At 64.8% G+C, this 12589-nt stretch carries 13 protein-coding genes and 1 tRNA gene; 8 read left to right on the forward strand and 6 right to left on the reverse strand.

Annotated elements, in window-relative coordinates:
* Nucleotides 1-54: 54 nt before the first annotated feature.
* Nucleotides 55-189, reverse strand: coding sequence for a 50S ribosomal protein L34 (rpmH, locus tag KF719_RS12085; protein ID WP_293508957.1), 135 nt, complete (start codon nucleotides 187-189; stop codon nucleotides 55-57).
* A 336-nt stretch (nucleotides 190-525) separates the two neighbouring features.
* Between rpmH and KF719_RS12090 the strand changes: the two genes are divergently transcribed.
* From KF719_RS12090 to glk, 5 genes are read left to right on the forward strand one after another with little or no spacing between them, the layout of a single operon-like run.
* Nucleotides 526-1284: a DUF547 domain-containing protein gene (locus KF719_RS12090; RefSeq protein ID WP_293508958.1), complete on the forward strand. Its 759-nt coding sequence runs from the start codon at nucleotides 526-528 to the stop codon at nucleotides 1282-1284.
* The gene (locus KF719_RS12095) at nucleotides 1281-2033 is read left to right on the forward strand and encodes a TVP38/TMEM64 family protein (protein ID WP_293508959.1); all 753 of its coding nucleotides are present in this window, start codon (nucleotides 1281-1283) and stop codon (nucleotides 2031-2033) included. The genes KF719_RS12090 and KF719_RS12095 overlap by 4 nt, the downstream gene beginning before the upstream one ends.
* Nucleotides 2034-2078: 45 nt before the next feature.
* The gene (locus KF719_RS12100; RefSeq protein ID WP_293508960.1) at nucleotides 2079-3503 is read left to right on the forward strand and encodes an FAD-dependent oxidoreductase; all 1425 of its coding nucleotides are present in this window, start codon (nucleotides 2079-2081) and stop codon (nucleotides 3501-3503) included.
* A gap of 34 nt (nucleotides 3504-3537) precedes the next feature.
* Complete coding sequence (locus KF719_RS12105; protein ID WP_293508961.1) at nucleotides 3538-5019, forward strand: HAMP domain-containing sensor histidine kinase; 1482 nt, start codon at nucleotides 3538-3540, stop codon at nucleotides 5017-5019.
* A complete protein-coding gene (gene glk / locus KF719_RS12110; protein ID WP_293508962.1) occupies nucleotides 5016-6014 on the forward strand; it encodes a glucokinase in 999 nt (332 codons plus the stop codon). The genes KF719_RS12105 and glk overlap by 4 nt, the downstream gene beginning before the upstream one ends.
* On the opposite strand, the gene ggt is transcribed toward glk, so the two are convergent.
* The gene (gene ggt / locus KF719_RS12115) at nucleotides 6011-7741 is read right to left on the reverse strand and encodes a gamma-glutamyltransferase (RefSeq protein WP_293508963.1); all 1731 of its coding nucleotides are present in this window, start codon (nucleotides 7739-7741) and stop codon (nucleotides 6011-6013) included. The two genes, glk and ggt, sit on opposite strands and share 4 nt — an antisense overlap.
* An 83-nt stretch (nucleotides 7742-7824) precedes the next feature.
* On the opposite strand from ggt, the gene KF719_RS12120 reads away from it, so the two are divergent.
* Both KF719_RS12120 and KF719_RS12125 read left to right on the forward strand, forming a co-directional pair.
* Entirely contained in the window at nucleotides 7825-8856 is a 1032-nt protein-coding gene (locus KF719_RS12120; RefSeq protein WP_293508964.1) for a P1 family peptidase, read from the forward strand.
* 92 nt (nucleotides 8857-8948) lie between these two features.
* Nucleotides 8949-9025: transfer RNA gene (locus KF719_RS12125), tRNA-Arg, on the forward strand.
* Nucleotides 9026-9105: 80 nt separating this feature from the next.
* Here KF719_RS12125 and KF719_RS12130 read toward each other — a convergent pair.
* From KF719_RS12130 to KF719_RS12140, 3 genes are all read right to left on the reverse strand, one after another.
* Nucleotides 9106-9801, reverse strand: a complete 696-nt coding sequence (locus tag KF719_RS12130; protein ID WP_293508965.1) for a DUF1566 domain-containing protein — start codon at nucleotides 9799-9801, stop codon at nucleotides 9106-9108.
* A gap of 171 nt (nucleotides 9802-9972) precedes the next feature.
* Nucleotides 9973-10107 (reverse strand): hypothetical protein, encoded by a 135-nt coding sequence (locus tag KF719_RS12135; protein WP_293508966.1) that lies wholly within the window; start codon nucleotides 10105-10107, stop codon nucleotides 9973-9975.
* A 28-nt stretch (nucleotides 10108-10135) separates the two neighbouring features.
* Nucleotides 10136-10651 carry a hypothetical protein gene (locus KF719_RS12140; RefSeq protein ID WP_293508967.1) on the reverse strand — a complete coding sequence of 172 codons (516 nt, stop codon included), beginning with the start codon at nucleotides 10649-10651 and terminating at the stop codon, nucleotides 10136-10138.
* Nucleotides 10652-10767: 116 nt separating this feature from the next.
* Between KF719_RS12140 and KF719_RS12145 the strand changes: the two genes are divergently transcribed.
* Nucleotides 10768-11250, forward strand: coding sequence for a hypothetical protein (locus tag KF719_RS12145; RefSeq protein ID WP_293508968.1), 483 nt, complete (start codon nucleotides 10768-10770; stop codon nucleotides 11248-11250).
* A gap of 687 nt (nucleotides 11251-11937) precedes the next feature.
* Here the strand turns inward: KF719_RS12145 and KF719_RS12150 are convergent.
* Complete coding sequence (locus KF719_RS12150; RefSeq protein ID WP_293508969.1) at nucleotides 11938-12582, reverse strand: TetR family transcriptional regulator; 645 nt, start codon at nucleotides 12580-12582, stop codon at nucleotides 11938-11940.
* Nucleotides 12583-12589 lie beyond the last annotated feature (7 nt).

A 12589-nucleotide genomic window follows, 5' to 3' on the forward strand; every position in this document is an offset into this window, starting at 1 on the left:
TAACCGCGAACCCGGTGGGGCGCCGCGGGCAAGCCGTGGCGTCGCGGAACGATATCAGGCCGAAAGCCGCTTGCGGCCTTTGGCGCGGCGGGCGGCGAGCACCTTGCGCCCGCCTTTGGTGGCTGTGCGCGCGCGGAAGCCGTGGCGGCGCTTGCGGACGAGTTCGCTCGGTTGGTAGGTCCGTTTCACGTCTCTTCTCCGGCAGGTCCGGCACCGGGCGGCTCGCGGGAGCCGGTCTCTCGAATGCCAATAAAAACAAGAGCCGCAGGCGTTGCCGCCTCACGGCTGTCAGGCGGGTGTATAAGCGATATGGCCCGCGCAAGTCAACGGCAGCCGCGTCCGGTTTCACATGTCCTGACTTTGTCTCACAAGTGAGTGATACCCCGTTTCGCCCTGCCGCATTCGGCGTATGGTCCGGCCGCTTCGCCACCAGGGAGCGTCGCCATGTCCGGGAGAGCCCGTTATTTTGTTCTTCTTATGTTCTTTTTTGCAATTCTGGCCGCTCCGGCCGGTCGGGCGGCGGCCATGACGTCCGATCGCATGACGCCCGATCATCGGCCATGGGGCGAGCTGCTTCGGACCTATGTCGTCGTCCCGCCCCCGGCGGACCGGGGCGCGGTGCCCCATTTCGTCGACTATGCGGGCTTGAAGGCCGGCAAGACCGATCGGAAGGCGCTCGGCGCCTATATCGAAAGCCTCGAAGCCGTGGACCCCGCCGCGCTCCCGCGCGACGAGCAATTCGCTTTCTGGGTCAATCTCTACAACGCCCTGACCGTCCAGGTTGTGGTCGATCATTACCCGGTTGCCTCGATCCGCGACATTTCGATCTCGCCCGGCTTCTTTTCGCGCGGGCCCTGGGGCAGGAAACTCGTCCGTGTCGCCGGCCGCGACCTCTCGCTGGACGACATCGAGCACGCCATCCTGCGCCCCGAATTTGGCGATCCGCGCGTCCACTATGCGGTCAATTGCGCCTCCTGGAGCTGTCCGGACCTCGCCGTCGAGCCCTATGAAGGCGCCACCCTCGACGCGCAGCTCGATGCGGCGGCAAGACGCTATGTCAACAGCCCGCGCGGCGTCGAATTCCGCGGCGGCCGCCTCACCGTCTCGAGCATCTTCAGTTGGTACAAGAAGGATTTCGGCGGCACGGAGGCCGGCGTTCTCGCCCATTTGCGCAAATATGCCGAACCGGAGCTCGCCGCCGCGCTGGCCAAGGCCACGCGCGTGTCGTCTTATGATTACGACTGGTCGCTCAACGACGCCGCCCGTCTGGAGGAAATCGAATGACCGAAACCCCGCCCGCCCCGGAGCCCGCCCCGGAGCCCGCATCGCCGGGCTTTTCCCTCCGCCGCCTTCTGCCGCTTGCCGTGCTGGCGGCCGGTCTCATTGCCTTCTTCGCCCTCGGCCTCGACCGCTACGCGACGCTCGACACGTTGCGCGACAACCGCCAGGCGCTGACGCTCTGGGTTGCCGACCACCTTTTGCTGGCCGCGCTCCTTTATGTCGCGGCCTACATCGCCATCGTCGCCTTCTCGCTTCCGGCCGCCTTGGTGACGACGCTGACCGGCGGTTTCCTTTTCGGCACGGTGCTGGGCGGGCTGTTGACGGTCGTCGGCGCGACGATCGGCGCGACGGCGATCTTCCTTGCCGCCAAGACCGCGCTTGGCGATGTCCTGCGCGCCAAGGCCGGACCTGGCCTCCGCAAGCTTGAGCAGGGTTTCGGCAAGAACGCCTTCAGCTACATGCTGGTCTTGCGTCTGGTGCCGCTCTTTCCTTTCTTCCTGGTCAATCTGGCGCCGGCCTTTTTGGACGTTCCCTTGCGCACCTACGCCGCTGCGACCTTCATCGGCATCATCCCCGGCACCTTCGTCTATGCCAGCCTCGGCAACGGTCTCGGCGCGGTCTTCGATGCCGGGCGCGATCCCGACCTCGGCCTCTTCTTCGAGCCGCAGATCATCGGTCCCGTGCTGGCGCTGGCGGTTCTCGCCATGGTGCCCGTTGTCTACAAGCGTTTCACCGGCGCGTCGCAGGCCTGATCGTTCATTCATCTCCAAACGTCGCTCCAACATTCCGAGGAAAACATGGCCAAGCGGATCAAGGCAGACATCTGCGTCATCGGTGCGGGATCGGGCGGCCTGTCGGTCGCGGCCGGCGCGGCGCAAATGGGCGCAACGACCGTGCTGATCGAACGCGGCGATATGGGCGGCGATTGCCTCAACACGGGCTGCGTGCCGTCGAAGGCGCTGCTCGCCGCCGCCAAACAGGCCTACCGCATGACCGCCGGCGCGCCTTTCGGCATCGCGCCCGCCAAACCGAAAATCGACTTCGCTGCTGTCCATGCCCATGTCCACGGCGTCATCGCCGCCATCGCGCCCAACGATTCCGTCGCCCGCTTCGAGGCGCTCGGCGTCAACGTCATCAAGGAACATGCCCGCTTCAAGGACGGCCGCACGGTGATCGCCGGCAACAATGAAATCACCGCCCGCCGCTTTGTCGTCGCCACAGGCTCGCGTGCCGCGGTCCCGCCGATCCCCGGTCTCGACAAGCTGCCCTTCTTCACCAACGAAAACATTTTCGAAAACACCGAATGCCCGGCGCATCTGATCGTCGTCGGCGGCGGCCCCATCGGCATGGAAATGGCGCAGGCCCATCGCCGCCTCGGCGCCAAGGTGACGGTGCTCGAAGCCGCGCGCGTTTTCGGCCGCGACGATCCGGAACTTTCCGCGATCGCCGTCGATCGTCTGCGCCGCGACGGCGTCGAGATTGTCGAAGGCGCGAAGGTCGCAAGCGTCGCCGGAGAGGCCGGAAGCGTCGTTGCGACGATCGAAGTGAACGGCAAGACGCGCGACATCGAAGGTTCGCACCTTCTCATCGCCACCGGCCGCCGTCCCAACGTCGAAGGCCTCGACCTCGAAAAGGCCGGCATCGACTATTCGCCGAAAGGCCTCATCGTCGACGAGCGCTTGCGCACCACCAACAAGCGCGTCTTCGGCATCGGCGATGTCGCGGGCGGCCTGCAATTCACCCATGTCGCCGGCTATCATGCCGGCATCGTCATCCGCAACGCGCTCTTCCGCGTGCCGGCAAAGGCCGACCACACCTCGATCCCCTGGGTCACCTACACCGATCCCGAGCTTGCCCATGTCGGCGAGACCGAAGCCGAGGCGCGCGAACGCCACATGAAGATCAACGTGCTGCGCTGGCACTTCGCCGAGAACGATCGCGCCCAGGCCGAACGCGAAACGGAAGGCGTCATCAAGGTCATCACCGACAGCCATGCCCGCGTTCTCGGCGCCACCATCGTCGGCGCGCATGCGGGCGAGTTGATCCTGCCCTGGGTGCTGGCAAAGACCCACGCCCTCAAACTCAGCGCGATGGCGGGCGTCGTCGCGCCTTATCCGACCTTCTCCGAAGTCGGTAAGCGCGTCGCCGGCTCCTACTACACGCCGACGCTTTTCAGCCCCAAAACGCGAATGCTGGTGCGTTTTCTCGGTCTGTTCGGTTAAGCTCGCCCCGAAACCGGCAGCACGGACGGAGCCGATGAGAGCGACGGCGGAACGGACAGGCATCGCGGAAGGCAGGCTTGCGCGTCTCATGCGTCCGCTGCGCGAAAGCCTGTCGCGCCGCTTGCTGGTGCTGACGCTGCTTTTCGTGATGCTGGCCGAAGTGCTGATCTTCGTTCCCTCCATCGCCAATTTCCGTCTCAACTGGCTCGATCAGCGTCTTGCCGCCGCGCAGATCGCCTCGCTGGCGCTCGAAGCCCGCCCCGACAACATGGTCTCGCCGGCGCTGCGCGAGGAACTGCTGAAGAACGCGCAGGTTTACGCCGTCGCGCTTCACCGCGACGACGCGCGACGCCTCGTGCTCAGCGAGGACATGCCGCCGATGGTCGACACGAGCTTCGACCTGCGCGACGCCATGGCCATATTCCAGATCATGGACGCCTTCGAAACGCTCTTCGCCGGCGACGGCCGCGTGGTTCTCGTCACCGGCAATCCGCGCTTTGCGGCGGGCGAATCGATCGAGATCGTCTTCGACGAAACGCCGCTGCGCCACGCGATGCTGCGCTACGGCAAGAACATCTTCCTGCTCTCGCTGGTCATCTCCATCATCACCGCCAGCCTCGTCTTCACGGCGCTTCATTTCGTCCTTGTGCGCCCGATGCGCCGCATCACCGAAAACATGGTGGCCTTCCGCAACGATCCGGAAGACGCGCGCCGCGTCATCGCGCCGTCCGGCCGCGCCGACGAAATCGGTATCGCCGAGCGCGAGCTCTCGCTGATGCAGAAGGAAATCCGCGCCACCTTGAGCCAGAAGGCGCATCTCGCCGCGCTCGGCGCCGCCGTCAGCAAGATCAGCCACGACCTGCGCAACATCCTCGCCAGCGCCCAGTTGATTTCCGACCGCATCGGCGCCATCGACGACCCGACCGTCCAGCATCTGGCGCCTCGCCTCTTCGCCGCCATCGGCCGCGCCATCGACCTCTGCGCCGACACGTTGAAATTCGGCCGCGCCGAGGAAGCGCCGCCGCGCCGCAAGCGTTTTCCGCTCGCCGCCTTTGTCGACGAAGTCGTCGAAGCCGCATGGCCCGAAAGCGAGCGCATCGGCTGGCACAACGATGTCGCGCCGGACATCGAAATCGAGGCCGATCCCGACCAGCTCTTCCGCATCCTGTTGAACCTTGCGCGCAATGCGGCGCAGGCGCTGGCCGAAAGCGCGGCAGGCGGCGAAATCCGCATTGCGGCCCGTCGCGACGGCGGCCATGTGTATCTCGATATCGCCGACACCGGCCCCGGCCTGCCGGAAAAAGCGCGCGCACATCTGTTCGAGCCGTTCACCGGCGGTGTGCGCGCGGGCGGCGCCGGTCTCGGCCTCGCCATTGTCGACGAACTCGTTCGCGCCCATGGCGGCCATATCGAGCTTGTCGGCAGCGGCCCCACGGGCACGCATTTCCGCATCTGCATTCCCGACACAGGCGGCGCATTGACGGCCTGCGCCGAACAAGACGGCGCGCCCGCGTGAGCACTGAAAAATTTCTTGTCGCCGATATCGGCGGCACCAATGTGCGCTTTGCGCTTGCAAGCCTTCGCCAGGGCGAATTGATGCTGGGGCCGACGGTATCGCTGCGCACCGCCGCATATCGGCGTCTCGACGACGCGCTCGAGGCTGTCCTCGATGCGGAGGGCCGTCCGCCGCTTGCCGCCGCCGCCATTTGCGCGGCCGGTCCCGTCCGGGCGGCGGATGAAGGCGGCGTGCGGATCGCCCTCACCAACTGCCCCTGGGATGTGACGGAAGCCGCCATCGCCCGCGTCACCGGCGTCGCGGCGCCGCGTCTGATGAACGATTTCGCGGCGCTGGCGCTCGCAATCCCGGCGCTGACGCCGGCCGACATTCGGCGGCTCGGCGCACCCGGCACACCCGTTCCCGGCGCACCCGCCATCGTCATCGGCGCCGGCACAGGCCTCGGCGTTTCGGCGCTGCTGCCCGACGGCGCCCGGGCGCATGTCGTGGCGGGCGAGGGCGGCCATGTCGATCTGGCGCCGCAGGGCCCGCGCGAAATGGCGGTGCTGTCGCATCTGCAGGCGCAGTTCGGTCACGTCTCGGCCGAGCGTGTGCTGTCGGGCCCCGGCCTTGCGACGCTTCATGCGGCGCTTGTTGCGATCGACGGTGCCGCGCCCGCGCCGCTGACACCGGAAGAAGTCGCCATCCGAGCGCACGGCGGCCAGTGTCCGCAATCGCGCGAAGCGGTGGCGCTCTTTTGCGGCTGGCTCGGCGCGGTCGCGGGCGACGCCGCGCTGACGCTCGGCGCGCGCGGCGGTGTTTATATCGCGGGTGGCATCGTGCCGGGCTGGGTCGCGGCCATGCCCGGCCTTTTCGACGAAAACCTGTTCCGTGCCCGCTTCGAGGCGAAAGGCCGCCTCGAATTCTGGATGAAAGACATTCCGTCTTTCGTCGTCACCCGCGCCGATGCGGCATTGCTCGGTCTCGCGCGCGCGGTCCGCGCGGACATCGTCTAGCGTTCGCCGCCGACGACATTCCCGTCGCGGCGCGGATCGGCGGCGCCGTCGAGCCCCTGCGGCGTCGCGGCGATGCCGTGCAAACCGCTCGTCAGCACGCGCAGTTCGACGGTATGGCCGAGTTCGGCCAGCACCGGGATCATTTCTTCCAGCACCGTTCCCTGTTCGATTTCGAGCGCCCCGTTGCGGTCGAGGAAATGCGGCAGCGACACCGCCTCCTCCATCTCCATCTCCCAGTCGATCAGCGCGATCAGCGCCTGCGCCACATAGCCGATGATGCGCGGGCCGCCCGGCGAGCCGATCGCCATGCGGAAATTGCCGTCCGCGTCGAACGCGATGACGGGCGTCATCGACGAGCGCGGTCGTTTGCCGGGCGCCACCGCATTGGCGACCGAGCGCCCGTCTTCCTCCGGCGCGAAGGAAAAATCCGTGAGCTGATTGTTGAGCATCATGCCACCGGCCATCAGATGCGCCCCGAAAGGCCCCTCGACCGACGACGTCATCGACACCACATTGCCGTCGGCGTCGACGATGCTGAAATGCGTCGTCGAGGCGCGCTCCGGCGAGACCGCCGCGCCCCAGCGCGCATCGTCGCTCGAAAACCGGCCGGGGGCGGCCTTGCCCATCGTACGGCTGGCATCGATCGTGTCGGCGCGGGCCTTGAGATAGGTCCGGTCGAGCATCGCGCCCATCGGCACATCGACGAAATCCGGATCGCCGATATAGAAGTCGCGGTCGGCATAGGCGAGCTTCTCGGCCTCGGCGATGAAATGCACCGACGTCACCGTCATCGGCCCCATGCCCGCCAGATCGTAATTTTCGAGAATGCCGAGGATCTGCAAGAGCGTCAGTCCGCCCGATGTCGGCGGCGGCATCGAACAGATGCGGTATTCGCGATAGGGCGCGCAAACCGGTTCGCGCTTGACGGCCTCATAGGCGGCAAAATCCTCCAGCGACAGCGTGCCCGGCCTGGACGGCGCGTTCTGCACGGCATCGACGATGGCCTCCGCCACTTCGCCTTCGTAGAAACCGCGCCAGCCCTTCTCGGCAATTGTTTTCAGCGTCGCCGCATAGGCCGGATTTTTCAGGGTCTCGCCCTCGCCGAGCGGCTGCCGCGTCCCGTCTTCGGCGAGACGATAGAAATAATCCTGCGCCACCGGCATCTGCTTGAGCACCGGGTCGCGCGCAATCGCCTGTGCGAGCTTCGGCGGCACGGCAAAGCCATCTTCCGCGAGCCGGATCGCCGGTTCGAACAACCGCGCCCAGTCGAGGACCCCATGCGCGCGATGTGCGTCCCACATCATCTTGACGACGCCGGGCGTGCCCACCGAACGCCCGCTCACCATCGCCGGCAGAAAATCCATCGGCTTGCCGTCGTCGCCGAGAAAAAGGTCGGGCGTCGCGCCCATCGGCGCCGTCTCGCGCCCGTCCCACGCATCGAGCGTCTGGCTGCGGTGCGCGTAATGCAGCATGAAGGCGCCGCCTGCGAGCCCGGAGGATTCCGGTTCCACCAGCGACAGCACCGCCTGCACCGCAATCGCCGCATCGACGGCGCTGCCGCCGGCGCGCAAGATCTCGGCGCCCGCCTCGCTCGCATAGGGGCTGGCGCTCGCCACCATGAAGGCCTGCGGCCCCGTCCGGCCGACAAGCGCAATCGCGAGCACGGCAACGAGAAGCAACAGCGCGGCGCCCGCCGACAATGCCGGTGCGATGCGGGTGAGTTTCATGCCGTCGTCCTCTCGTATCGTTTCGATGTTGGCGGATGATGCTCTAGGATGCGCGCGCCATCCTAGCCCAAGAGGCCACACATATGCACTTCGGCACGATCCGCAAAGGCCCGCGCAACCTCATCACCGATGTCGAGGGCATATCGGTCGGCAATGCGGAGGATGCGGCAGCCCGCACCGGCGTCACCGTCGTCCTGCCCGCGCCGCGCGCCAATATCGGCGGCGACATCCGCGGCGGCGGTCCGGGCACGCGCGAAACCGATCTGCTCGATCCCTCCTGCCTGGTCGATGCCGCCGATGCGGTGGTGCTGTCGGGCGGCTCGTCCTGGGGACTTGAGGCGGCATCCGGCGCCGCCGCCTGGCTCGGCGCGCGCGGTCGCGGCTACCGCGTCGGTTCGAGCCCGCTGGTCTCGCCCATCGTCCCGGCCGCGATCCTGTTCGATCTGGCAAATGGCGGCGACAAATCCTGGGGCGAACAGCCGCCCTATGCCGCGCTCGGCCGCGCCGCCTGCGAAGCCGCCGGTGCCGAATTCCGCCTCGGCAATGTGGGCGCCGGCCTCGGCGCCACGGCCGGGCAATATAAAGGCGGCCTCGGCTCGGCCTCCGCCGTCGCCGCAAACGGCTTCACGGTCGGCGCGCTGGTGGCCGCCAACCCCTTCGGTTCGGCGGTCGTGCCCGGCGCCGCGCGCTTCTGGGCGGCACCTTTTGAAATGGACGGCGAATTCGGCGGCCTCGGCTGGCCGCAAGGGCAGGGCGTCGCGGCGTTCGATCCGCTGGCGGGCTCGAAGGCCGCCCCCGAGCCCGGTGGCAACACCTCCATCGGCGTCGTCGCCACCGATGCCGACCTGACGCCCGCCGAATGCCGCCGCCTCGCCATCATGGCGCAGGACGGCCTCGCCCGCGCCATAAGGCCGGTCCACGCGCCCGTCGATGGCGACGCGATCTTCGTGCTGGCGACCGCCCGCCTTCCGCTCGGCCCCGCGCCGCGCCACGTGGCCGTCGCCAGCCTCGGCGCCATGGCCGCCGATTGCGTCGCCCGCGCTGTCGCCCGCGCGCTCTGGGAGGCCGAAACGCTGGGCGAAACCCGCGCCTTCCGCGATATCCACGGGCTTTGAGGCAACCCTTGCCTTCGCGGGCCCGAAGCTTTAAGAGGGAGCCGCCTTCGGGGCGCCGCCTTATCCGGGCCCGCCCCCATGAAGTGCCAGGCGCGCCCGTAGCTCAGCTGGATAGAGCATCAGACTACGAATCTGAGGGTCGGACGTTCGAATCGTTCCGGGCGCACCACTTCACCCTTTCATTTCTTCCTCTATTGCGGTCGGCGTCGGCAGCACGACGAATTTCGGTCGCCGCGCGCCGTGCAGGCCTCAATTGTCCTTGACGAGGCGGACATGGCTGCTGTCGGTAAGGTTCTGCATGCCGGTGCCGCCGCTGCCGAATCCGACCTCCCACGCCGCGCTCATCCGCACATGCCTGGTCGACGACCAGTAGCCCGCCTGCCCCGAATTGGGGAAGGCGCCGGGATCGATCGTCGGATAGACGTAGTCGCCTTCGCAGGTGCCCGGCAGTTCCGACACGCCGTGAAACTCCATGCTCATCGGCATCGATGCGCGCCGCTCGCCCGAGCTGCAATGAACGAGCGACTGCAACTCGGCAAGCGTCGGCAGCCGCCACGGCCCGTTATCCGCCGCGCGCGCGACGTCCAGCGCTTCCTCGAATTTGTAGCGTTCGGGCAGCGCATCGCAGCTTGCCCCGTTCCACGTCTGTCCGGCGCTGCAGCGCATCCATGTCACATTGAGTTCCGTGTCGGTCACGGTGCCGTCGGCATTGGCGATGAAACGCCCGTCCCCGCGCTGCAGCGCATCCATGTCGCAATTCTGTCCGGTGCTGCAACGCATCCATGTCACATCGGGGATTTGCGTGTCGATCACGGTGCCGTCGGAACGGGCGACGTAGCGCCCATCGGCCAGCGCCGGTGTCGCCGCAAACGCCGCTCCGGCGAGAAACAATGCACCGGCAACCCGGCTGAGAGCGATGTGACGGAATGTCGGCTTCGGCAGCATGAGCGGTTTCCCTTCTGGAAAATTCGGATGACGCGCATCGCATCTTGCGGTGGCGTATGAAAGTTCGGACGTGGCGCGGAGATGGATGGTGCGTGGACAGGCGGGCGCGCGGCACCCGTATTCCTTGATAGGGAAAGCGCGCGCGATGCACAACCCTTGAGGCCGGCCGTCCTACTTCGCCAGATACCCGTTCATCAGCGTGTCGAGCACCGTCTCGGTGTAGCGCCGCCGCGTTTCGTCATCGAGCTGCTCGGAACCAAATGCGTAGATGTACTGCGCGACTGCAAACTCGTCCTCTTTTGCCATCTTTTCGGAGTACAGGATGTCCTCTCTGTTAGAGCAGCCCCGTTGTTTTCAGGCATTCATAAGCCTTCTCGCCCTCCGAAACGTGCCGATCATAGATCGGTTTCAGTTCGGCAGGGAATATCGAAGGCGCTGACTCCGCCATGTGTCGGCAGAGAAAGTTCACGGCTTCATAGGCGATATCGAGATCAGGAATTTCAGCCACGAGTTCGTCGTCAAGGTGCGCAATGAACTTATCCCGATAGAGCTTTATAGTCTTCTCGTATAGCTCCATCTCATCTGGCGACATATGGAGATGGGTCAGCAACGCTTCCTCAAATTTGGACGCGTCGTCTACAATGTTTCTCCAGTGATGTCGCGCGCTCTTGTCAGAAAAAAGCTTGCTCCATTCCATGATAGCAATGTCAATAAAGTTGCCTGCCGCCGTGACGCAGAACTGAGAACTGGATTTTTTGATCAGCGGTATGCCAACCCGATGATAGGCAAGATTGCGGACAAAATGCCTGCACAGCAGCGCAACTCTCCGCAGACGAATGATTCGCTCCATGTGCTTTTCCAGCCTTCGTAGTCAAATCTGACAGGCGACCGCAATTGGCATGTATCATATCCTGACATTGTTGAGTGGTTCGTGGCAAAAACGCGCCGAATCTAAAGGAGAATTCTGTGGACGAATATTTCCATGTGATTGTGCGGTTGCAAGCTAAGCCGTCACCGGTTTTTCTTTTCGGCGATCTTTCCGAACGCGAGTTGCAGCGCCGCTTCGTTCGGCCTTATCAAATGGGCAAGGTCATTGTGAAGGGCAACGAACTTGTTGACCTAGATAAAGTGTCATCAGTCGAAATCATTCGGACAGACAAGAACAAGGAAACGTGTCTTCGTGAGCTTCAAATGGCCAGTGAGCGGCGCTACCAAGAAATGAATGCAGATTCTCACCGAACGGGAGCTATTTTTCTGCAACTGGGCTCTGGTAACGAAGATGAAGACATCGTCGAGGCGGGCGAGGATGTAACTACGCGCTACATCAATGAAGGGCCAGGTAATGGGACCGGCTTTCTCACGTTGAAAGACCTTCTGAACAACGGCTGGGTTGTGGGATTGGGAACAGGCATCATTCTGGCAATCTTGGGAGCATTGTTCGCGACGTAGTGCGCCATGCAATGGATCGGAGATTTTGAAATGGTCAGCCGTTCTAGTCGGTGTCCAGCCCACGATTGCAACCGTGGTGCGTCACGCCAGATCAAGTTCAGTAGAGATGTTTTGGAAAGGGCCGGCGTCGTAGGCAACTGGCTTGATCGCGCGCTACGCTGTAGTTATTGCGGAACGGTCTACACCGTGGAGTCGACCGGAGCTGTCATTCACGGATATTGGGATAGTATTCTGGGTGTTGGCTGGAAAGAGGCGAAAGACGGCGCTTAGGCTGACCACAAGCTGCAGCGCTGCCGCGTCCCTCCCCCTCTCACCTGATACCCGTTTATCCGCGTATCAAGCATCGTCTCGGTATGGTACCGCCGTGTGTCTTCGCCGATTCGCACTCTTCGTGACTGCCATGCTCACGATTGTGGATGATATCGGAAGTAGGTATTGTTGTGACCGGCTTAGATGGGGTCAATTCATGCCGAGACTTCGATCGTCGCGTTGTATTGTGTGCGGAAAAACAGAAAGCCTCTCAGCCAACGCACGAATTTGTACGAAATGTAAACTTCTTTCTCCGGCCGAAAAGAAAGCCCGGCGTTCTCGCCGTAAACCTGCACGCAAGAGTGTGTGGACAGTTTCTGGGGGGCTTCCGAGCCTCGGCAAACGACACTAGACTCAATGCGTTCCGGGCGCACCACTTCACCCCTTCGCCAGATACCCGTTCATCAGCGTGTCGAGCACCGTCTCGGTGTAGCGCCGCCGCGTCTCGTCATCGAGCTTGTCGATGCCATGCGCGTGCTTGAGCACGGTCGGGTTGGCGAAGATGTGTTCGCAGGCGCCGAGTGCCGCCAGATAAAAGAGCGTCGGATCGAGCGGGCGGATCGTGCCGTCCTTCGCCCCTTCCTCCATCAGCTCTTTCGCGGTCAGCGTCAGCGGCACGACGAAAAATTCGGCGATCTCGCGCGCCGCGCCGCTGCTCGCGTCGCGCATCAGCGCGCCGAGCAGCCGGTAGAGATAGGGATAGCGGAAAAAGGTGCGGATGACGCCGGCGAGGTGGCGGCGCAGTTTCTCGGCCGGCGGAATATCGAGGCTCATCAGCCGGTCGAGCTCGTCGAGCGCCGTCGCCGCGTCGCGCTTGGCGAGCGCCAGCAGCAGGCCTTCCTTGCCGCCGAAATAATAGCTGACCAGCGCGACGTTGACCTCGGCTCGCGCGGCGATCTCGGCCAGCGGCACGTCGATCGACTGCCGCTCGCCCATCAGCGCGCCTGCCGCGTCGAGCAACTGCCCCCGCGCCGAAGGCCGTTCCGGCGCCGCCCGTGCCTTGTTTTTTGCCTGCGGCTCCACCGGTCCT

Origin of the sequence: Parvibaculum sp. (assembly GCF_019635935.1) — a bacterium.
GTDB lineage: Bacteria > Pseudomonadota > Alphaproteobacteria > Parvibaculales > Parvibaculaceae > Parvibaculum.

Bases quoted from the DNA above. Each gene is read 5' to 3' on its own strand.
- KF719_RS12090 (WP_293508958.1), top strand. From the start codon at position 526: ATGACGTCCGATCGCATGACGCCCGATCATCGGCCATGGGGCGAGCTG.
- KF719_RS12095 (WP_293508959.1), top strand. From the start codon at position 1,281: ATGACCGAAACCCCGCCCGCCCCGGAGCCCGCCCCGGAGCCCGCATCG.
- KF719_RS12100 (WP_293508960.1), top strand. From the start codon at position 2,079: ATGGCCAAGCGGATCAAGGCAGACATCTGCGTCATCGGTGCGGGATCG.
- KF719_RS12105 (WP_293508961.1), top strand. From the start codon at position 3,538: ATGAGAGCGACGGCGGAACGGACAGGCATCGCGGAAGGCAGGCTTGCG.
- ggt (WP_293508963.1), bottom strand. From the start codon at position 7,741: ATGAAACTCACCCGCATCGCACCGGCATTGTCGGCGGGCGCCGCGCTG.
- KF719_RS12120 (WP_293508964.1), top strand. From the start codon at position 7,825: ATGCACTTCGGCACGATCCGCAAAGGCCCGCGCAACCTCATCACCGAT.
- KF719_RS12130 (WP_293508965.1), bottom strand. From the start codon at position 9,801: ATGCTGCCGAAGCCGACATTCCGTCACATCGCTCTCAGCCGGGTTGCC.
- KF719_RS12135 (WP_293508966.1), bottom strand. From the start codon at position 10,107: ATGGCAAAAGAGGACGAGTTTGCAGTCGCGCAGTACATCTACGCATTT.
- KF719_RS12140 (WP_293508967.1), bottom strand. From the start codon at position 10,651: ATGGAGCGAATCATTCGTCTGCGGAGAGTTGCGCTGCTGTGCAGGCAT.